The 22,179-nt window shown below is 28.8% G+C and carries 22 protein-coding genes; 13 read left to right on the top strand and 9 right to left on the bottom strand.

Translation table 11 applies throughout. The features are described from left to right. Positions 1-389: 389 nt before the first annotated feature. From tkt to IAI10_RS06465, 7 genes are all read left to right on the top strand, one after another. Positions 390-2,372, top strand: coding sequence for a transketolase (gene tkt, locus IAI10_RS06435; RefSeq protein WP_315672470.1), 1,983 nt, complete (start codon positions 390-392; stop codon positions 2,370-2,372). A gap of 151 nt (positions 2,373-2,523) precedes the next feature. Further along, a complete protein-coding gene (locus IAI10_RS06440) occupies positions 2,524-3,084 on the top strand; it encodes a guanylate kinase (RefSeq protein ID WP_315672471.1) in 561 nt (186 codons plus the stop codon). Between the two features lie 26 nt (positions 3,085-3,110). Then, complete coding sequence (locus tag IAI10_RS06445) at positions 3,111-4,277, top strand: DNA repair exonuclease (protein WP_315672472.1); 1,167 nt, start codon at positions 3,111-3,113, stop codon at positions 4,275-4,277. Continuing rightward, positions 4,274-6,730 (top strand): AAA family ATPase, encoded by a 2,457-nt coding sequence (locus IAI10_RS06450; protein WP_315672473.1) that lies wholly within the window; start codon positions 4,274-4,276, stop codon positions 6,728-6,730. The genes IAI10_RS06445 and IAI10_RS06450 overlap by 4 nt, the downstream gene beginning before the upstream one ends. A 44-nt stretch (positions 6,731-6,774) precedes the next feature. Continuing rightward, the gene (locus IAI10_RS06455) at positions 6,775-7,437 is read left to right on the top strand and encodes a Bax inhibitor-1/YccA family protein (RefSeq protein WP_315672474.1); all 663 of its coding nucleotides are present in this window, start codon (positions 6,775-6,777) and stop codon (positions 7,435-7,437) included. Between the two features lie 160 nt (positions 7,438-7,597). Continuing rightward, entirely contained in the window at positions 7,598-8,185 is a 588-nt protein-coding gene (locus IAI10_RS06460) for a flavin reductase family protein (RefSeq protein ID WP_315672475.1), read from the top strand. Between the two features lie 106 nt (positions 8,186-8,291). Then, entirely contained in the window at positions 8,292-9,311 is a 1,020-nt protein-coding gene (locus IAI10_RS06465; protein WP_315672476.1) for a polysaccharide deacetylase family protein, read from the top strand. Positions 9,312-9,452: 141 nt separating this feature from the next. Here the strand turns inward: IAI10_RS06465 and IAI10_RS06470 are convergent, their stop codons facing one another. Further along, positions 9,453-10,685 (bottom strand): class I SAM-dependent methyltransferase, encoded by a 1,233-nt coding sequence (locus IAI10_RS06470; RefSeq protein ID WP_315672477.1) that lies wholly within the window; start codon positions 10,683-10,685, stop codon positions 9,453-9,455. A gap of 254 nt (positions 10,686-10,939) precedes the next feature. On the opposite strand from IAI10_RS06470, the gene IAI10_RS06475 reads away from it, so the two are divergent. Continuing rightward, positions 10,940-11,602, top strand: a complete 663-nt coding sequence (locus IAI10_RS06475; protein WP_315672478.1) for a DUF6483 family protein — start codon at positions 10,940-10,942, stop codon at positions 11,600-11,602. Between the two features lie 52 nt (positions 11,603-11,654). Here the strand turns inward: IAI10_RS06475 and IAI10_RS06480 are convergent, their stop codons facing one another. After that, a complete protein-coding gene (locus tag IAI10_RS06480) occupies positions 11,655-12,683 on the bottom strand; it encodes a 3-deoxy-7-phosphoheptulonate synthase (protein ID WP_315672479.1) in 1,029 nt (342 codons plus the stop codon). Positions 12,684-12,873: 190 nt separating this feature from the next. On the opposite strand from IAI10_RS06480, the gene IAI10_RS06485 reads away from it, so the two are divergent. Continuing rightward, complete coding sequence (locus tag IAI10_RS06485; RefSeq protein ID WP_315672480.1) at positions 12,874-13,314, top strand: hypothetical protein; 441 nt, start codon at positions 12,874-12,876, stop codon at positions 13,312-13,314. Positions 13,315-13,372: 58 nt separating this feature from the next. Here IAI10_RS06485 and IAI10_RS06490 read toward each other — a convergent pair whose 3' ends face one another. The 3 genes from IAI10_RS06490 to IAI10_RS06500 all read right to left on the bottom strand — a co-directional run bounded on the left by IAI10_RS06490 (position 13,373) and on the right by IAI10_RS06500 (position 15,623). Continuing rightward, positions 13,373-13,966 carry a protein kinase gene (locus IAI10_RS06490; RefSeq protein ID WP_315672481.1) on the bottom strand — a complete coding sequence of 198 codons (594 nt, stop codon included), beginning with the start codon at positions 13,964-13,966 and terminating at the stop codon, positions 13,373-13,375. A gap of 78 nt (positions 13,967-14,044) precedes the next feature. Beyond that, complete coding sequence (locus IAI10_RS06495) at positions 14,045-14,680, bottom strand: hemolysin III family protein (RefSeq protein WP_315672482.1); 636 nt, start codon at positions 14,678-14,680, stop codon at positions 14,045-14,047. A gap of 22 nt (positions 14,681-14,702) precedes the next feature. Continuing rightward, positions 14,703-15,623 (bottom strand): 2-oxo acid dehydrogenase subunit E2, encoded by a 921-nt coding sequence (locus IAI10_RS06500; RefSeq protein WP_315672483.1) that lies wholly within the window; start codon positions 15,621-15,623, stop codon positions 14,703-14,705. Between the two features lie 451 nt (positions 15,624-16,074). Between IAI10_RS06500 and IAI10_RS06505 the strand changes: the two genes are divergently transcribed. Beyond that, positions 16,075-16,230, top strand: a complete 156-nt coding sequence (locus tag IAI10_RS06505) for a hypothetical protein (RefSeq protein WP_315672484.1) — start codon at positions 16,075-16,077, stop codon at positions 16,228-16,230. Between the two features lie 59 nt (positions 16,231-16,289). Here IAI10_RS06505 and IAI10_RS06510 read toward each other — a convergent pair whose 3' ends face one another. Continuing rightward, entirely contained in the window at positions 16,290-17,315 is a 1,026-nt protein-coding gene (locus tag IAI10_RS06510; protein WP_315672485.1) for a branched-chain amino acid aminotransferase, read from the bottom strand. 189 nt (positions 17,316-17,504) lie between these two features. Here IAI10_RS06510 and IAI10_RS06515 point away from each other — a divergent pair, with 189 nt between their 5' ends. Next, positions 17,505-17,996, top strand: coding sequence for a TspO/MBR family protein (locus tag IAI10_RS06515; RefSeq protein WP_315672486.1), 492 nt, complete (start codon positions 17,505-17,507; stop codon positions 17,994-17,996). A 109-nt stretch (positions 17,997-18,105) separates the two neighbouring features. Here IAI10_RS06515 and IAI10_RS06520 read toward each other — a convergent pair whose 3' ends face one another. Continuing rightward, entirely contained in the window at positions 18,106-18,579 is a 474-nt protein-coding gene (locus IAI10_RS06520) for a hypothetical protein (RefSeq protein ID WP_315672487.1), read from the bottom strand. Between the two features lie 129 nt (positions 18,580-18,708). Here IAI10_RS06520 and IAI10_RS06525 point away from each other — a divergent pair, with 129 nt between their 5' ends. Then, positions 18,709-18,978 (top strand): hypothetical protein, encoded by a 270-nt coding sequence (locus IAI10_RS06525; RefSeq protein ID WP_315672488.1) that lies wholly within the window; start codon positions 18,709-18,711, stop codon positions 18,976-18,978. A 3-nt stretch (positions 18,979-18,981) separates the two neighbouring features. Here IAI10_RS06525 and IAI10_RS06530 read toward each other — a convergent pair whose 3' ends face one another. Continuing rightward, positions 18,982-19,347, bottom strand: coding sequence for a L,D-transpeptidase (locus IAI10_RS06530; RefSeq protein ID WP_315672489.1), 366 nt, complete (start codon positions 19,345-19,347; stop codon positions 18,982-18,984). A gap of 134 nt (positions 19,348-19,481) precedes the next feature. Here IAI10_RS06530 and mnmA point away from each other — a divergent pair, with 134 nt between their 5' ends. Then, positions 19,482-20,633 (top strand): tRNA 2-thiouridine(34) synthase MnmA, encoded by a 1,152-nt coding sequence (mnmA, locus tag IAI10_RS06535; RefSeq protein ID WP_315672490.1) that lies wholly within the window; start codon positions 19,482-19,484, stop codon positions 20,631-20,633. Positions 20,634-20,686: 53 nt separating this feature from the next. Here mnmA and IAI10_RS06540 read toward each other — a convergent pair whose 3' ends face one another. Further along, positions 20,687-22,174, bottom strand: coding sequence for a DnaJ domain-containing protein (locus IAI10_RS06540; protein WP_315672491.1), 1,488 nt, complete (start codon positions 22,172-22,174; stop codon positions 20,687-20,689). Between the last annotated feature and the right edge of the window lie 5 nt (positions 22,175-22,179).

A 22,179-nucleotide genomic window follows, 5' to 3' on the forward strand; every position in this document is an offset into this window, starting at 1 on the left:
AGGTATAACATCACTCCATTCTTTAATAAGCTTTAAAAATATATCTGTTATGGAATCATCCCCTATCTAAGATAAATTAGATGATAAAAGGATCACTCCTTCCATAAGTGTTATAGCTTTGTTATTTATAAAAGCTACAATCTCTTTTTATTATTATACAATATTATAATTTTATCAGTCAATAAATAAATTGAAAATTAGGAAAATTTATTTATTAATATATATACCAATAAAATATATGAAATATATTTAAATTAGTGTAAAATAAATATAAAGTACTATATTGACTATAATAATAGAATAAAGTAGAGTATGGAGTGTGATGGAAAGTTAAACATTCTATAACAATTACTATCTATTTAAAAAATTATGTAGGAGGTAGTTTCAATATGAATAAAAATGAAATTGATAACCTATGTATCAATACTATAAGAATGCTTAGTATAGAGGGAATTCAAAAGGCAAAATCAGGCCATCCTGGATTACCGCTAGGTGCAGCACCTATGGCTTATGCACTGTGGAGTAAAGAGCTAAAACATAATCCATACAATTCAAAATGGGAAAATAGAGATAGATTCATATTATCAGCTGGTCATGGTTCAATGCTTATATATTCTTTATTACACCTTTTTGGCTATGGACTTACAATTGAGGATTTACAGAATTTTAGACAGTTAGGGAGCAAAACACCAGGCCATCCAGAATACGGTCATACTAATGGTGTAGAAGTAACCACTGGTCCACTAGGACAAGGAATTGCAAATGCTGTAGGTATGGCTATGGCAGAAGCTCATTTATCATCCATATTTAACAAAACAGAATTTCCAATAGTGGATCATTATACATATGCTTTATGCGGTGATGGCTGCATGATGGAAGGAATATCATCTGAAGCCGCTTCACTGGCAGGAACGTTAGCTTTAAATAAACTTATAGTTTTATATGATTCAAATAATATTTCCATAGAAGGAAATACGGATATAGCATTTAGAGAAAAGGTTGGAGAAAGGTTTAAAGCTTATAACTGGCAAGTTATTGAGGTATCAGATGGCAATGATGTTGATTCAATAGAAAATGCTATAAATGAAGCCAAAAAAGATAAGTCACATCCAAGTCTTATAATAGTAAAGACTAAGATAGGTTATGGATCACCTAAGGAGGGAACTTCAGGTGCTCACGGTGAACCATTAGGAGATGAAAACATACTAAAAACAAGAGAATTCTATAAATGGAATTATGGAAAAGATTTTCATGTGCCTGATGAAGTTAAAGAGTATATGGAAACTTTGAAGAATGAAGGTAATAAGAAGGAAGAAGAGTGGAAAACTCTTTTTGAAAAGTATAGTAAGCAGTATCCTGATATGGCTAAGTTGTGGGATAGCTATTTCAGCGGAGAATCAATAAAATCTGTCTTTGATGAAAAAGACTTATGGGATTTTAAAGGCAAGATGGCAACTAGAAATTCTTCTGGAGAAATACTTAATAAATTAGCAAATAAAATTCCTAATTTATTTGGAGGATCAGCAGATCTAGCACCTTCAACTAAAACATATATGAAAAACAAAGGTGATTTTTCAGCAGAGGATAGAAATGGAGCAAACTTACACTTTGGTGTTAGAGAACATGCAATGGCAGCTATAGGTAACGGTATTGCAGTACACGGTGGCTTAAGAGCTTATGTATCTACATTCTTTGTTTTTAGTGACTATATGAAACATTCCATGAGATTATCTGCAATTATGAAGCTTCCTGTAACATATGTATTAACACATGATTCAATAGGGGTTGGAGAAGATGGACCTACTCATGAACCAATAGAACAATTAGCAGCATTAAGAAGTATACCTAATTTTACTGTATTTAGACCGGCTGATTCCAAGGAAGCCCTTGTTGGGTGGTATGTAGCATTGACAAAGGCAGATGGTCCTACAGCTTTAATATTAAGTCGTCAAGACTTACCACTACTTGAAAATTCATCTATGGAGGCAGCAAAGGGAGCATACATATTAAAAGATTATAGTGAAGAAACTCCTGATATGTTACTTATGGCTACTGGATCTGAGGTACAATATATTTTAGAAGCGGCTGAAGCTCTAAATGAAAAAGGAATAAAAGCTAGAGTTATAAGTATGCCTTCATGGGAATTGTTTGAAGCTCAAGATGAAGCATACAAAGAAAATATATTACCTAAGAATGTAAGAAAGAGAGTTGCTTTAGAGGCGGCTTCATCCTTCGGATGGCATAAGTATGTAGGCTTAGATGGAAAAGTGATATCCATAGATAGTTTTGGAGCTTCTGGCCCTGGAAGCAAACTATATGAATTATTTAATATAACAACAGAAAATGTTATTAATACAGCTTTAAGCCTATAAGATAAGAAAGAGATTGTGTCAATTAACTGATGCAATCTCTTTTTTTATGCAGCTGTTATTTATGTAAATTACTCACTTGTATAGGAATATTAAAAATGTTATCATATTAGCAGAACGTAAGTACGCAATTTATGATATGGGGATGAAATATTTGATATATAAAGATTTTATAATTTGTATTATAGGAAAATCGGGCAGTGGAAAATCTACTATTGTAAGGCATTATAAAGAAAAAGGGTATAATATTATTGAAAGTTATACAGATAGGCCTAAAAGATTTGATAATGAATGGGGACATGTTTTTATAAAATCATCTGAAGTGGAATTTTATAGGCATGAAATGATAGCATATACTTTTTACGATGGATATCATTATTTTTCTATTAAAAGCCAATACAAAAATAAAGGAATAACATTTTATGTAATAGAACCATCTGGAGTTAAAGCTATAAAAGATAAAGTGAAGGATGCTGAATTATTATTTATATACATAGATGTGGATGAAGCAGTAAGAAAAGAAAGAATGCTTCTTAGATTAAAGGAAAATATATTACTTGATTGTGATTACGAAAAAGTAAATAGAGATATTGAAAAAAGAATAATCAATGATAGAGAAATATTTAAAAAAGTAGACTGCAATATTGTGATAGATAACAATTATAATATGGAGGATACAATCTCTATAATAGATGACATTATTATGACATTATAAGAATGGGACATGATATGGAGGGTCAAATGAGAAATATAAAAATATTACACTGCGGGGATTTACATTTCGATACTGTATTTGCGGAACTTGACGGAAACATGGCGGATACTAGGAGAGAAGATTTAAGAGAAACTTTTGGAAAAATAATTAACGAATGTAAAAGCAATGAAATTGATTTACTGCTTATAAGCGGTGATATTTTTGATAATAATTTAGTAATGTATGAAACTGCAACATTTATATTAAAAAAATTTAATGAGATTCCTAAGACTAAGGTATTTATTAGTCCAGGTAATCATGATGCTTTTACTGACAAAAGTTTTTACTCAACACTACTTTGGCCGGATAATGTACACATTTTTAAACCAACTATGGAAAAGGTAGAAATACCGAATTTAAATACTGTGGTTTATGGGGCAGCTTTTTCAAATCCCTATGAAAAGCAAGGATTACTAAATGAGTTTAATATAAATAATCCTGAAAAGATTAATATAATGGTTATGCATGGAGATTACGTAGGTAACAATGGTAATTCAAATTATAACCCTATTTGTGATGAAGATATATCTAATAGCGGTTTAGATTATTTAGCTTTAGGACATATACATACTTTTTCAGGAATAAAAAAAGTCGGAAAAACTAGTTTTGCATATCCCGGTTGCCCAGAGGGAAGAGGATTTGATGAAATTGATTCTAAAGGAATAATAATAGGTGAGATAAACAAAGATTTAATAAATCTTGATTTTAAAGAAATATGTAAAAGAAAGTATAAAATATTAAATGTTGATATAACAGATTCATCAAATTATGATGATATTGTTTTGAAAATTTACGAAAAACTAGAGTTACATAATGATTTATCAAATTATAGTATAGACTTTGCAGAAAAAGAATTAACCAATAATTTATATAAAATTTTTTTAAGAGGAAATATTGAAAAAGAATTTAAAATAAATATTAATGTATTATATCAAAAACTTAAAGATAAATTTTTTTATTTAAAGCTGATAGATGAAACTGAAGAAATAATAGATTATGATGAAATTTCAAAACAACTTTCCTTAAGAGGAGTATTCGTAAAAGAAATGCTGGAAAAAATAAAATTTGCCTCTAATGAAGAAGAAAAAGAAAAACTGCGGTTAGCCTTAAAAATAGGACTTAATGCCTTAGATCTGAAAGAGGTGATATATTGATAATAAAAGAAATCAAGATCAAAAACTTTGGAAAATTTACCGATTTTAATTTAAAACTTAATGAAGGAATGAATATAATTTATGGAGAAAATGAAGCTGGGAAAAGTACTCTTCAATTATTTATTAAGTGTATGTTCTATGGAATGAATTCGATGAAGAAAAATGTGAGAGAGAATGAAAGAAAAAGATTTCTTCCGTGGAATGGAGAAAGAGCAGAGGGTCAATTGATATTTGAGTATGATGGTATTGATTATGTCATTGAAAGAAGCTTTTCTAATCAAAAAAGAGAAGATAATTGCAACATATATAATCTATTAACTGGTGAGAAAGCAATTTATTTTGATAACTACTGCCCAGGAAAAGATATTTTTGGACTTGGAGAAGAAGCCTTTGAGAAAACACTCTTTGTAAAACAATTGGGTGCAAGAGTGGCTAGAGATAAAGAAGATGAAATAATGAAAAAATTATCTAATCTTAATGAAAGCGCTGATGAAGATGTTTCTTTTCATAAATCTATATCCATGCTGGATGATGAAATCAAGCTGTTAAAAGGTGGCAGAAAACAAGGGAAAATAGAAGAGCATGAAGAAAAAATAAGTAATTTAATAATTCAAAAGCAATCAATTAATAAATCACATTCAGAAAATATTGAATTAAGTTCAAAGCTAAGAGAAGTCGAGAATCAAATTAACATTAATAAATTACGTTTAGATCAGCTTAACTCAAAAAGGCAAATTACTCAAAAACTATTTATTTACTACCAATATAATGAAATAAAAAATGAAAAGAAAAAAATATCAGAAATAAATTATTCTTTACGTAACTTTGAAAGAATTTTTTATAGAGGCTCTATGGAAGAGGCACAGTATGAACTCAATGGAATAAAAGAAGCTATTTTAATACTATCTGAACGTAAAAGAGATTTAAATATGATAAAAAAAAGATATGATGATATAATTTCTCGTAAGGAAGAGCAGGAAATAGAAATAAATAAATTAAAAGGATTTGACACTTTAGATGAGGATGTGGAAGAAAAACTAACACAACTTATACATAAGCAGAATAATGTTAATCTTTATAAAGAAAAAAATATAGAAGTAGACAATATAAGGTTAAAGCAGCAAATGCAGCTAGAAAAGCGTAAAATGAATATCTATACAGCTTTCATAGGAGTAATTCTTATGCTGTCAGCTGTGCTTGCAATAGCACTTAAAAATATTATAGCCGGAATACCAAGCATAATTGGTATCATTTTAACTTCATATAGCATTTTAAATTATATTAATAATAGTATAGAATTAAAAAAATTAAATTATTCAGAGGCTTTATCAAATAATTATAAAGAAACCGAAATAGATGAAGAAGTCGAAAAAATACAGAAATATATTAATTTTTTATTGGAGCACTGCGAAGTAAGAAATATAGATGAATTTTATGAAAAATTAAGAAAATATAAGCGAATTAAAGAAACATTACTTTCAATTAGATTTGAAGATAATAATTGCTTACTAGACTTAAAGAGGAAAGAAGAACAGATAGATATTGTAGTACAGGATTTATTAATAATGTTTTCTAATTTTAATATTCAAGATAATTTAAAATATGATATGGATGATATTGATTCTTTATATAGCATGGTTAGCAACATAGATGATAAGTTATCTGAATACAATAAATTAAAATTAGAATTAGACTCCTGCCAAAATAGATATGCAAATCTTGTGAAAGGTACTGACTTTAACCAGCTAGAACGGCAAATGCAAAATATTTTGTCAGAAATACCTGATTTATTAAAGTATGCAGCTGAAGTAGAAGGCAAGAATACATTTTCTTCTATAGAAAAATTAGATGAAAATATTAAGGCAATTAATATTTCACTGTATGAGTTGAAAAATAAAAAAGAGAATTTAGAAAATAAAATAATGAGTACTGCGGAAGGTATTAAAATAGCTCAAGTAGAGGAAGAAATAGAGAGGTACAGAGAAGAGCTTAAACACTATTATAAAAATTTTGAAGCTATAACTCTTGCCAAAGATAATCTTCAAGCAGCCTTTACAGAAATTCAAAAAAATTATGCGCCAATACTTAATAGTAGAGTAAGCAGCATAATGAGCAGGATTACTAATAGAAAATATGAAAATATTTACATTTCTCAGGGTTATGATGTCACTGTTAAAGATAAATTTCAGGATAAAATTACTGAAATTGATTACCTTAGCGGCGGTACGTTAGATCAGATATATTTTGCTCTTAGAATAGGAATTGCGGATCTAATATTTAAAAAATTTAATGTTCCAATTATATTAGATGATGCATTTATTCAATTTGACGAAATCAGACTAAAAAAAACTATGGAATTTTTAAAAGAATATAGTTTGACTAATCAAATTGTATTATTCACTTGTCAAGAGAATCATAAGAAGTATTTTTATAATGCTGTAATAAGCATTTAAAATATGATATAATAATTTAAGATATCTAATGGAGAGGTGATAATATGGAAAATTCCTTTGTAAAAAGTCAGAATAGGTTTATTTCAAGAACTTTACTTACTATGTCTTTAGGATTACTGGTAACTTTTATAACGGCTATGGCATTTTCTATTGTGATGCCTGAGCCACCTATGGCACTATTTCTAGTAGCATTTATAGGCGAGCTGGTTTTAGTGATTAGCTTAAGCAGAAAAATTCAAAAGTTATCTGTAAATACAGCTAGAGCATGGTTCTTTGTATACTCAATATTAAATGGAATAACATTGAGCACTATATTTACAATATATGGGTTTCAATCAGCATCTAGAGCATTCTTATTTGCAGCTTTAATGTTTTTTAGTTCCTCAATGATCGGTATGAAAACTGAAAAAGATTTGTCAACTTTACAAAGAGTGTTATTTATGGCTCTTATTGGGCTATTGATAATTACTGTATTTCAAATGATATGGCCAATGGAGCAAATGAGTTTATTTATATCATTTTTAGGTATAATAATATTTTGCGGACTTACAGCCTTTGATATGCAAAGAGTTAAATATATTCATCAGAGAGCATATGAGTTTGACGAAGTATATGTATCAAAATTGTCAGTTTTATCAGCTTTAAATCTTTATCTTGATTTTATAAACATATTCTTATATGTTTTAGAATTGTTCCGTAACAACTAATATTTAATAAATAGCAAATCCCAAATCCTAATTAAATTAGTTAATAAAGTAATGTATATATAAAAAACTTTTGTATGTAAGTTTTATTAACTTTTGTATAGGATTTGGGTATTTTTCTGTCTAAAGAGAAATTATAGTATGCACAAAGGGGGAATTATATATGGGGAAAATATCAATGAAAGGCAGTATACTTTTAGCACCAGTCCCATCCGTATTTATAACATCTAAGAATACAGATGGAAAGACTAATGTTTTTACAGTAGGCTGGATAGGAGTGGCCTGTACTCGTCCTCCTATGATAACGGTAGCTATAAGGCCGGAAAGACTCTCTTATGAATATATTAAGAATACCGGAGAATTTGTTATTAACCTACCTAATAGAGATATGGTCAAAGCGTTAGATTACTGCGGAGTAAAGTCAGGAAGGACAAGCAATAAATTTGAGGATATGAATTTAGGAGTGGAAGATTGCAGCAAAGTTTCTGTTCCAATGATAAAAAAGTCGCCGGTCACATTAGAATGTAAAGTAAAAAATATAACACCACTTGGAAGCCATGACTTATTTTTAGCTGAAATAGTACAGGTGAATGTAGAAGAAAGTATTATAGACTTAAAAGGTAAAATACATTTAGAAAAAGCCGATTTGGTGGCCTATAGCCATGGAGAATATTTTTCATTGGAAAAAGATATATTAGGCACTTTTGGATTTTCTGTTAGAAAGAAGAGTAAGCCTAGAAATAAAAAATAATGCTTGTATATGACTAATTTTAAATAAATATATCAAAGTTTGCACATTAAATCCAACTTTTACGTATTATATTATGATATATATAATGGTGATGGGGGTCTTATACTTGAGCAAAAGAAATAGAAAAAAAGTTTATACAAAACGAAGAAAAATATTATTATCATTACTTTTTACTGTTGTTTGTTTGAGCAGTATATTTATATTAATTAGTATTGCAAATGCTGGCAAAACCAAAAGTTCACAGGATGTAGTTAAACAAGTTTATAGTGATAAAAAAAATGAAATTCAGGAATCTCAGGTTAATAGTACTGTAGAAGCTGAGAGTGCATCAAATGATGCACCTAAGGATAATCCTAATACAAACAATGATAGTATTAAAACCTCTGACAACACAAATGTACAGGGTAATGGTGTTAGCAATCAAAGTGTACAAGCTGAATATAATAAAGATAAAAACAGCCAAGCTGTGACTAATAGTAGCAGTTCTAAAGAGCTACTAGATGTTAATTCTTTATATAAAAAAGATGGAATAAAAACTGCATATTTAACATTTGATGATGGTCCATCTAAAACTGTAACTCCTAAAATATTAGAAACACTTAAAAAAAATAATGTAACAGCTACTTTTTTTATTATAGGTAAGATGGCAGAAGAAAGTCCTGAACTTGTAAAAAAAGAATTCAATGAAGGATATTCAATAGGATACCATAGTTATTCTCATAATTATAGTAAAATGTATGGTTCATTGAATGATTTCGAAAATGATTTTAATCATGATGACGCTATAATGAAAAGTATTTTAGGCTCAAATTTTTCTAGTAGAATATATAGATTTCCTGGAGGGGCATTTCAAAATCCTAAATATGTTCCTTACGAAAATTTTCTGAAAGAAAAGGGTTATACTTATATAGACTGGAATGCGTTAAATGGGGATGCTGAAAGCCCTGGAAAGAAAACGCCTCAGCAGCTTTTTACTAGATTTAAGAATACTGTAGAAAGCGGATATAAAGAGGATTTAATTGTTTTAATGCACGATACTTACACAAAAGAATCTACAGCAGAGATACTGCCATCTATAATAGAATATTTAAAAAATAAGGGATATGAATTTAGACAAATACGGTAACAAATTATCTGGATTTTAAATAGCTTTTTTTATAGTAGAAATTTGGATGTAACTATCTAGATATATAGTTTTATTTCTTAAAATTTGACTTTGTTGCACAACTAACTGATTAGTTAGTTGTGCAACAAAGCCTCTTATTTTTTATTTATACATATAGTCTCTTGTAAGTTTATTATTGAAATATATTTTGTTAGGCATCTTACCTAAGAGAACTTGATATACTGATATATTACCTGCTCTAAAAGTAAGAGCGCAGCCTGCCATATATAAAATCCAAGTTCTATATATTCTTTCTGATGCGTAAGATATAGCTTTCTCTTTATTTTCCAACAAATTATTTACCCAGCAATTCAATGTTTTAAAATAATGTTCTCTCAAAGATTCCACGTCATATATCTCATAATTTGATTCTTCCATGATAGTTTGAATTCCACTAATAGTGTGAAGTTCACCGCCAGGGAATATATATTTATCAATAAATTCAGCTTCTTCTTCAGAAACAGTACTTTTAATTGAATGAGTGATACCATGATTAAGAAATAAACCATCTTCTTTAAGCAGTCTATTTAATATTTGGAAATATAATGGAAGATTTTTTACGCCTACATGTTCAAACATGCCTATACTTACTATCCTATCGTATATTTCTTCACCTTTAATATCTCTATAATCCATCAATTCCACAAAACATTTTCCTTCTAGGTGTTCTTCTTTAATTCTTTCACAAACATACTTATATTGTTCTTCACTTATGGTTACTCCATGAGCTTCTACGCCATAATTTTTAGCCGCCCAAATGATTAATGTGCCCCATCCACAGCCCACATCCAATAGTTTTTGGCCGCTTTTTAATTGAAGTTTCTTACAAATATGCTCAATTTTATTTATTTGGGCTGTTGTAATATCATTATCTTTATCTTTAAAGTAAGCGCAAGAATAGGTCATAGTTGGACCTAAGAACAATTTGTAAAAATCATTTGAAATATCATAATGATGGGATATGTATTTTTTATCATTTTCTTTAGTATGAGAAGTTAATGTAGATAAAGGGGAACTTTTTATAAGTATATTAAGTTTTTCTTTTGTAGATAGTTCCATATCACTTAATTCATCCTTAAGCTCAAGAGCTTTAAATATGTTACCTTCGATATCAAAGGATTTATCCATAAAAGCTTCTGCAAAAGTTATTGCACTGGGTTTTAGAAGTATTTTTTTGAATACATCTTCATCATTAAATTTCAAAATGAAGTCAGGGGTATCTGTGTATTTTAATATTTCTCCATCCCATAATAGTACATTAAAATTTTTTGAGGTTTTTTTGAATATATGTTCTATAGCTTCAATAAATTTTTCATCTTTTTTACTCTTTAACATTTTTACCTCCTATGAAATAATTATTTATGAATATAATTATAATATTTTGATTTTTTTTGTGCAAATTACAATTTTAAAAGAGAATAGCCTCTGTAAACGATATAATGAGATTGAATATCAAAATTTAGGTTTTTTTATTATAAAAAATGCATTTTTGACAGAAGTATATTGATTTATGTATAATATACCTATATGTAAATTTAGCATGGAAGAATAGTGACTTAATTAAATTTATATGGAGGATTAATGTTTATATGATAAAAAATGATCTTTTTTCAGAAAAAATGAAAAGGCTAGGGGAAGTAATTGAAAAAATTATTGCATGCAATAAAAATAATCAATATGAGGCAAGCAATGAAATTTTAAATGAAGCCTATAAAGAATTATTGGGTATTGATATGAATTTGGTAAACAGGCTATCTTATGAGGATATAGTAGCTTTTATAGGAGCCTATGAAACTTCTCAATCTATGAAACTAATAATTCTTGGAGAGCTTCTAAATCTAGATGCAAATGTAAAAGATAAAATGAATCAGCATAATACATATATAAATTTATGCTTTAAAAGCTTGTATGCTTATTTAAATTCAATTATGAATGATAATACATCTACTGAAATATGCGATAAAAAGGTAGCAGTACTATTAGATATACTTGATGCTTATGAAATAGATTTTAAATATAAATTGCAAATAATTAAGTACTATGAACTAACAGGTAAGTTTGATTTAGCTGAAGATTTAATTTATGAATTATTGGATAGTGGAGAAGATAAAAATGAAATATTAGACATAGGAATAGGGTTCTATGACTCTATTAAGAATAAGTCAAAAGAAGAGTTGAATAATGGCAATCTACCTCTATCCGAAGTTAATGAAGGCTTGGAAATGCTGCTAAAAGTTAGAAATTCTCAATAAAAAGATGGATATTAATCCATCTTTTTATAATACATATGTAAAATACAGTTTATTATAGGTTTTCGTAAATATATTTTATAAGATCTTCAGTGTCTTCCCAACCAAGACAAGGATCGGTTATTGATTTTCCATAAATATTTTCTTCAATTTCTTGTCTTCCCTCTACCAGATAACTTTCAATCATCAATCCCTTTATAAGCTTCTTTAGATTTGGATTATATTTTCTATTGAACAATATTTCTTTAGCTATTCTAGGCTGCTCAAAATACTTTTTATTAGAGTTGGAGTGATTAGTGTCTACGATAACAGTGGGGTACTTTAATCCACGTTTAATGTAATTATCATATACATCAAGCAAGTTTTCATAATGATAATTTGGTATGCTTTTGCCATTAAAATCTACTGCACCTCTAAGTACAGCATGGGCTAGATAATTTCCTTTCGTATCAACTTCATAGCCATTATAAACAAAAGTATGTTCAATTTGAGCAGCTGTAATTGAATTAAGCATAACTGATATATCACCAGAAGTAGGATTTTTCATTCCTGCAGGTATGCTCATACCGCTTACTGTTAATCGATGCTGTTGATCTTCTACTGATCTAGCACCTATAGCTACATAGCTAAGTACATCTGATAGATAGGTATAATTTTCAGGATAGAGCATTTCATCTGCAGTAACTAAGTTAGATTCTTTTAATACTCTTATATGAAGCTTCCTTATAGCTTTTATACCTTCTTCAAGATCCGGAGATTTTGTTGGATCTGGCTGATGAACCATCCCCATGTATCCTTCACCAGTGCTTCTAGGTTTATTTGTATAAACTCTGGGAACAATCATAATTTTATCTTTAAATTTTTCTTGTAAATATGCTAGTCTATTAGTGTATTCACAAACAGAATCCTCATTATCAGCTGAACAAGGACCTATTATTAATAAAAACTTGGAAGATTCACCTTTTATAATATCAGCAAGTTCCTTATCTTTAATTTTTTTAGTACTTTTTAGTTCGGTTGGAAGTGGAATTTCATTGATAATTTGTGAAGAAGAAGGCAACTTCTTTTTGAATTCAATATTCATTTTATCTCCTGCTTTCTATACTAAAATTAGTGCATTAAAAATTACTTATTTAAAATAATATCATTTAATCGCAGATTATTCAATGTACAATATGAATTCAAAAAACGTATATTTAACCAATCTTATGTTTTACAATAAGTAAATAATGTAGTAAAATTATAACTGTAGAAATTTATGGGAGGGAAAAAATATGCTTATTAAAGAATTAAATAAGAAGGAATCTATAACTTTTATAAGCCTCATTAAAAGTTTAGCAACAGCTGATAAAGAGTTAGGAGAGGCAGAGGCTAATCTAATAGAGGAATACATAGAAGAGCTATCCATTGGAGATGAACTAATTTATTGTGTAAACCTAAAAGAAGCTATGAATATATTTTCTAGTTCAACTGAAAGAATTCGCAATATAGTATATTTTGAATTATTAGGACTAGCTTTAGTAGATGGAAATTATACTGAAGAAGAAAGAAAAATAATAAATTATGTAGCTAAAAATTTTAAAATAACCAAAGAAAAGCAGGATGCATATCTAAATTATTTTAAAAATTTAAAGAACTTTTATGATGTTCATAATGGAGAAGCCGATGGTATTCAAAAGCTAGAAGACAAGGTAGAAAGTCTAATTAATGCATAATAAAAAGTGTGGTAATAGTTTACCACACTTTTGCTAAAAATATGAAAAGTAAAGCAAATTACAAATCACCTTGATTTTCTTTTAAAGTTATATAGCTTATGATTTTGTGATTCCATTTGTTATATTCTTTTGGCTTTTTTTCTTTAAGAGTATTTAGGAAAATATCTAAAACATTAAGCTTGTATAGTCCTTTGCAAAGATGTCTAGGATAATCTCTTTTTTTAGAATAAAATTTCTTAGGATCTATTATCATTAACTCTCCGTCAGGTTTAACAATAATATCCTTACATCGTATATCATTTTTGGAAAATTTTAGTTTTTTAAACTCGTCTAATAAGTCCATTATCTTGAGAGAAAGCTCTCTACTTAACCCATTATGCTTTATATAATTTTTTAATATTTCTCCTTCAACATAATCTCTTATCATATAATTTCCTGTCATACCATAAACTCTTGGAAAATAGCGGCTGTGTTTGATCCTATGTAAAATGTTATATTCCTTTTTACAGCTATCCACAGCATAGCATATTTTTATAACTTTTCTATCTGGAAGGAGATAAACTATTCCGTTATTGCCTTTGCCAAGATATTTACATTCTAATAAATTTATATTAAAGTTTTTGATATAAATTTCATGAGGATTAGAATCCATAATAGACTCCTTTCAAAATTTTTTCAGATATATTTCCTCATGTATATTATGAATTATTTAATGACGTTGTTACATAATTTATATCATCTTTAATACCGAAAAAAAGTGGCATGTACTTCCAGCCATAACGAAAAGATGCCATATAGGGTGATTATATGGAATTTTATCGAAAGAATAAAGCACTGCGCCAAGAGTATAGAGTATCCCACCTATAAGTAATAACCAAAATGAGATGTGCGGTACTCCAAGCCATAATTTTTTTAAAGATATTGCTACCATCCATCCCATAATTACATACATAGCAGTAGAAATTTTATCATATTTACCTACCCAAAGAGATTTAATTACTATGCCTAAAACTGTTAATCCCCATATTACCCCAAATATAGTCCATCCTAAGGGGCTTCTTAGAACTGTTAAAGTGTAGGGCGTATAGGTGCCAGCTATAAGAAGATAAATAGAAGAATGATCAAAGATTCTAAACACGTGTTTTGCTTTTTTATTAGTAATACTGTGATAAAGTGTGGATCCTGTATACAATATAATCAATGTAGTACCGAAAATTGTGTAACTAACTACATGCCAAGCAGTGCCATATATAGAAGAGTGAACTATTAAAATAACTAGAGCTGCTATGGATAATAGTGCACCAATACCATGAGTTATGGCATTAGCAATTTCTTCTCCTAAAGTATAAAAATTTTCATTTTCCATTTTTAACACCCCAATACATTAATTAAATGCCGTCATCCTCTACTACATATTCAGGAGGAGTCAAAAGCTTTTCTGGCTTATTTAATAAACTCTTAAAATATTTTAATGCTTTAACTAAATATACTCCGTCTGCAATTCTTTCATCAACAGATACAACTAAGTTAAGAATTGTTTTAGAACTCACGCTTCCATCTGCATTTAAATGATTTATCTTATTTAGTTTTCCCATAGTTACAAATAAAGAAGTAGTACCCCATTCATAAAGATGATGATTTAGTGCATCATGCCCAATACTGCCTAAATTAGATATGTATGATGTAGAATATAAAGGATCTGTAAGAATAAGGCTCATAGGAATTATTCCCCAATCATTCATTTTTCTCACTGAAGTAGTAACTAAATTTGTTAGTACAGACGGCATCTTTGTTACAAACGCCATGAGCTTGTCATCATTTTTGGAGTTGTCTGATAAGCATAAATCTATACTTTCATTAATCTTTTTTGATATTTCATATATTGTGTCAGTTTTTTCGAAATAAACTTTTGAGTTAGTTTCAATTTGAGCACCATTTTCTATTTTTAAAACTACAAAAGAAAAAGAGATAGCTTTTCTTGCATATATTTTCTTTCCTCCAACAAATCTGTTAAGATGAGGATATTGAGAAATAGTTCTTACTAAAGCCGCTATAACCATTTCAAATGTTCCTACTCGTAAAGAAGAATCTTCCTTATTCAAATTTTTAATAAGTGCTTTAGCATTATCGAATTCAACAGCTTCTGGTGAATAAACTATGCTTCCATTTCTACTTCTAAAAAGATAAGGAAGTATTTGACGCATAGGATCGATATTTCTTAATAGAATTCCATCTCGTCTAAAGTTAATTCCTGAAGTTAATTTTTTAGCTATACTTATTTTATTACTTTGCTGTAAGTTATTATTCATCACTAAACTCCTTATTATTTAAATAGATATATAAATACCAAATTCTATACTATATTATAGGATATTTCATGGCAAAAGTATACTCTAATATTTATAAAATCTCTTCTCTACAGCATTATTACTATATTTTTAGTAGAGTAATATTACTAATTTAATTATCTTATGTAGGAAATTTTTTATTGTAGGATATTTACATATGATTCTAAAACTGTACCACAATTTGAATTAAATTTATATTGAAAAAAATGCAAAAAATCTTTCATTTTTTATACTTGTTTATTTCATATAGGATAATATTGCTAAACTGCATAGTTTAATTATCTTAAATTATGGAATATTCATTGCAAGATACATTTAATTATGAAACAATTCTTGCAAGCTGTTTGAAAAAAGTGTTGCAATAGCTTATATTAAGAGTGTAGAAAAAATTAATTATAAGAGGGTGTTAAAAATGTTAGTAGCAATAATTTTTTACATCATGTTAAATATAGCTTATTTTGCAATTAGTAATGGAATAAATATTAATTTGAGAGAAAAAGATGAAATAGAGGCACCAAAAGGGTTATTTAATGAATACGCATTGGAATATAAAACTACTTTACGTTAAAATTATAAAAATAGGATCTTACGCAGATGCTAAAGATCCTATTTTTATATAAGTGATAATTACAGAACTAAAGTCCAATCTTTAGGAGCTTCTACATCTCCAAATTGTATACCTACTAAAGTATAATATAGTTTTTTAGTTATTGGGCCAACTTTCTTTTCATCAAAGAATACATGAAGTTTCTCATTATACTGTATTCCACCAATAGGTGTGATTACAGCAGCTGTTCCACAAGCACCAGATTCCTTAAATTCATCTAAATTATCTATAAATACATCTCTTTCTTCTACTTCCATATTTAAGTATTCTTTAGCAATAGTCATAAGAGAATATTTTGTTATACTAGGCAAAATAGAAGGTGAGTAGGGGGTAACAAATTTATTATCCTTGGTTATTCCAAAGAAATTAGCAGCTCCAACTTCTTCAATTTTTGTTTGAGTAGCTGGATCTAAATATATACAATCAGCAAAACCTTCTTTAGTTGCCTTTTCATGAGGCAATAAGCTTGCAGCATAGTTTCCACCAACTTTTGCACTTCCTGTTCCTCTAGGAGCGGCTCTATCATAATCTGCTATAGTAAAGTTTACAGGTGTCAATCCGCCCTTGAAGTAAGGACCAACTGGTATGCAAAATACACAGAATAAATACTCATTTGCAGGCTTTACACCGATATTGTCTCCAATTCCAATAACTAAAGGTCTTAGATATAAGGTAGCCCCAGTGCCATATGGAGGCACATATCCTTCATTTGCTTTTACAACCTTTGTAACAGCATCAACAAATTTTTCTATTGATACTTCAGGCATTAATAGCCTTCTACAAGTATTAATCATTCTTTTAGCATTTTCTTGAGGCCTGAATAGTTGAATTTTGCCATCCTTTCTTCTGTATGCTTTTAGTCCTTCAAAGCATTGCTGTCCATAATGAAGAGCAGTAGAAGCTTCGCTTATAGTAAGAGTATTATCTTCTACTAATTTACCATCATCCCATTTTCCATTTTTCCAGTAGGATATGTACCTTAAATCAGTTTTTATGTAGCTAAACCCTAAGTTCTCCCAATCAATATTTTTTAAAGGTTCAGTCATGAGTATCACCACTTTCTAAAATTTATAAATATCTATTAATATATAATTTAATGCAAAAGTAAATAAAATGCAAATAATTATTGCACATATAGAATAATTCATTAATAAATGTATATGCTTTATTGAAGTGAATTTATTTGCTTAAATCATTATCTATATTAAGGTAAAGAATAGTAGGGAGAGGTTATAGTGAAGATATCTCATAGATTACAAAAAATAATTATTTTACTGATGAATATAATTTTAACTGAAGGCATAGCGATTTTAGTTGCTTTTTCCATTAAGGATATAGCTAAAACCTATGATTCACTAAAAAAATCTATTTTTTCACCACCAAACTATGTATTTATGATTGTATGGCCTATCTTATATTTACTAATGAGTATATCATCTAATAGAATTTTATTAAAAAGGAATGAAGACTCAAGAGTAAAAAAGGCAATAATTCTCTATATAGTACAGCTGGGTGTAAATTTTTTATGGACAGCAGTGTTTTTTCAATTCAAACTTTATGGATTGGCTTTTATAGTATCTCTATTCTTAGTTATATTAATTTTTTTCACTATAATAATTTTTTATGGAATTCATAAGATTTCGGCATTTCTTTTGATACCATATCTATTATGGGTTTCTTATGCCTCAGTCCTTAATCTTACAATTTGGCTGTTAAATGAAGCTTAGAAAAATATTTATGAATCAATTTTTTTACGATTATCCCAATAAGCAATTAATAGAAGAGCATAACAGAGAACAAATGAACTCTGTTATGCTCCTTTTTGTTAATTAAGAATTAGCCACAAAAAAATGCATCAACATTTCGTAAACTCATTCCGAAATAGAACCATCTTCTTCCATTCCATCGGAAACCAGCTAGAGAACGTCTACCTACAAATGTCACATACGCCCAAAATCCTCTTCCGTTTTTCGGCCATATATATATAATTCTATTTACACAGGGGCGAAGGGAAAAAGCATCAACAGCTTTGGTTTTACTAGAGGAAACCTTAGCTTCTGATTTAGCAGGAGTATAATTTGGTGGAGGTGCTGTTGGAATCTTTCTAGTGTTGAAATCTACTAAAGGATTATTTGTATTTAGAACTTGTCTATAGGGACAAGTTTCTGGCAAATCATTTGTTTCTAATTCGCATAATTCATTAAAATCAATTAGGTAATTTGTATCCTCTAATTCATAGTCAGTAGATCCATAAGTATTATCTGATGTATAGTTTTCATAATTGCCTTCAGGCAAGTTAGTATATAACATTTATTATCTCCTACACAATATTTACAGTAATAGACTATGATGTATACTAAGCTTTGTTTACAAAATTTATTTTAAATAATATAATAACATTACGGTATAATTGTGTAACTGCATAATTGGGAGGGATTTATGATAAAGATTTTAGGAAAAGTTGTTAAGAATAACAAAATAATAAAAGAACACATAGAGGAATTTGATGATAATAAAAATTATCAAGAAAACCTCAAAGCATGTATAACAAAAATATGTCATGAATTAGATATAAGCAAACCCTATTGGCTTCCAAGCAACCTAGATGAATACAACAATAGAAGCAAATTAGCTTTTGATGAAAATAATTTCATAGAAGATATCAATTTTGATAAATTCATAATCGAAGAATTAAATATTGATAAATAAAATTTAAAATATTTCTACTGTAGTACCTAATGGGACCGTGTTATACAATTCGATAATATTCTCGTTAAAAGTTCTAATACAACCATTGGAAACTGCCTTGCCTATAGATGAAGGATTGTTTGTACCATGAATCCCGTATCCTGGAATACTTAAACCAAGCCACCGCTCGCCGAAAGGCCCGCCAGGCTTGTAAGCTTTATTTATTATTTTATATTTTCCAGTAGGAGTAGGGGTAGCTGGTTTCCCAATTGCTATAGGGTAAGTTTTTATTACTATGTTATTTTTTAGAAGCTTCAATACGAAGTTTTTCTTATCCACTAGTATTTTATATATTTTATCTCTTGATAAAGTATAATATGAATCAGGCATAGTCAATCACCATATAAATTTGTTTTCTTATAATATAATATTTTATAATTATGAAAGGTTTCCTATTAATTAACTATATTAATATGATAAATTCAATGATATACTTTTGATAAACGAAAGGCTGTTGATTAAATATGAGTAATGAAAAGACAAGAGTGATAGTAGGAATGTCAGGTGGAGTAGATTCATCTGTAACTGCTTTGCTTTTGAAGGAACAAGGATATGAAGTCATAGGTGTCTTCATGAAAAATTGGGATGAAAAGGACGATGATGGAGTTTGTACTGTAGTTGAAGATTATGATGATATGAGAAGAGTATGTGATGAAATAGGTATACCATATTACTCTGTTAATTTTGTTAAAGAATATTGGGATAGAGTTTTCACTTATTTTTTGGATGAATACAAGAAGGGGAGAACACCAAATCCCGATGTTATGTGTAATAAAGAAATAAAGTTTAAAGCGTTTTTAGATTATTCCTTAAAGGTTGGTGCTACATTTATGGCTACTGGGCATTATGCAAGAGTTGACTTTAAAGATGGTGAGTACAGATTACTTAGGGGAATTGACAAAAATAAAGATCAAAGCTATTTCTTATGTATGCTTAATCAAAAATCTCTTTCTAAGACACTTTTCCCAGTTGGAGATATGGAAAAGAAGCAGGTAAGAGAAATAGCTAAAAAATATAATCTCAAAACTGCCAACAAAAAAGACAGTACTGGAGTATGCTTTATAGGAGAGAGGGACTTTGATAAGTTTTTAAATAATTATCTTCCTGCAAAAGCTGGTGAAATCAAATCGATAAATGGTGAAGTGGTAGGAAGACATGAGGGACTTATGCATTATACTATAGGGCAAAGAAAGGGACTTGGTATAGGAGGCGTAGGTACAGGAGAGCCTTGGTTTGTTGTAGATAAGGATTTGAAAAAAAACATATTATATGTGGCACAAGGTGAAGATAATCCTGTAAGATTTTCATATGGACTCAAAGCTTCAGATCTGAATTTTATAAGCTTAAAAACAAAACCTAGGATTTTTAAATGTACAGCTAAATTCAGATATAGGCAGCAGGATCAAGGAGTTACTGTTTATTTAAATGAAGATTCTGATTCCTGCACAGTTGTTTTTGATGAAGCACAGCGAGGTATTGCTCCAGGCCAGGCAGTGGTGTTTTATGACGGAGAGGTATGTTTAGGCGGAGCAATTATAAACAAAGTTATTAAAAATAAGGAAAATATTAATAAATTTATGGAAAATTTCGATATAAAAACTGCTATCAATGAATAATAAAAAGTTTTAGATAAGCGTGTATTCACTCTTATCTAAAACTTTTTTATAATCTAAATTTTAAAAATATGAGCTATAATTCTCATAAGTATTATAACTGCAATGACTATTCTAAAGATGCTACTTTGTGACATGCGCTGCTGCATATTCAATTCTAAAACAGAATCTAAATATTTTGAATTAAGCTCATATAAATGGGTATAATTGCTTTTAAAGGATATTATTGAAGATTTGACTTTTTTTCTGCTTAATTTTTTTATTTCTGAAGAAATAACATTAAATTTATCATTTCTTTCTTCAGTAGATAGGTTATTTGTTAGCCATAAATTAACTAATTTTTTAAAAGCAGCAGGAATTTTTTTATCCGCTTGCAGCCTATTGTTACTTTCATATCTATTACTCCAAGCTTCCGAATATTTATATAAGCTATCGAAATATTCATTTTGAAGATTATATAAATTAGGATAATTTTTTTTAAGCAATTTAAGCATGTCTAAGTTTTTGTCAGGATGAGTGTAGGCTTCATCTTTTATTTCTGCAAGTATGTCTTCTATTGATTTTTTATATTCTTCTTCCGAAAAATCCATATAACAGACATTCATATAGATATATCGCACAAAATAATCTTCAAAAAATTCATTTCTACAAAAGACTGCATACTCATCACATAAGTAAATCCTAGATTTTCTTGATTTTAAAAGATTATATGCATCGGTGTAATCTGGATATAAATTCAATAATTGTTCCAATATCAATATAGATAACTTTATTTTAAATGGACCTTTTATATCATAACAAAACTTGCAAATTTCAAAGGCTAAATTATCTTTTTCTTCTTCTACTTCAGACAAAGAAAGAATATCTTTAACTAATAAAGAAATTTTCTCTCTATCTTCTACTCTTATGTAAAATTTAAGCAATTCTAAATAATAATCTAAACTATCTATTCCTTTTGCATTTGACAAAAGAAATTTTTCTGCTTCTTCATTGCGATTTAATTCAATCAGTAAATTAACTAAATAGGCGGCTGCTTCTATATGGGTTGAATCTAATTTTAAAGATGTATACCAGCATTTAATAGCATCTTCCTTATTATTTATTTTTAGATAGGCGTGACCTAAATTGTATGCGTATAAATAATTTTCTTGATAATCATTTGTCAGTTCTTTAAGAAGTTTTATGCATTCATAGTAATTTTCATTATATCCATAGGCTAAAGCTAACTGGTTCTTAATAGCAGCAAGTTTAGGTTCTATAATGAGTATTTTTTTATAATTTTTAATAGCTTCGCTATACTGGTCATTATCCATATACAGATTAGCTGCGTTTAAATACTGCTCAATTTCATCATTATAATTGGAATAGGCATCATACTCTGCTTTTTTATCTGAATTGCTTAAAATATCATAAGCTTCTCTAATTTTATTATATTCTTCTGGATGTTCTTCAGGAGAACATTTTCTAAGCATTTTTGCATAAGCTTTTTTTATTTCTTTTATTTCAGCGTTCTTTTCTATTCCAAGTACTTGATAGTAATCCATAAAGG

The sequence above is a fragment of the Clostridium sp. 19966 genome (assembly GCF_032335695.1).
Lineage (GTDB): Bacteria > Bacillota > Clostridia > Clostridiales > Clostridiaceae > JACTOJ01.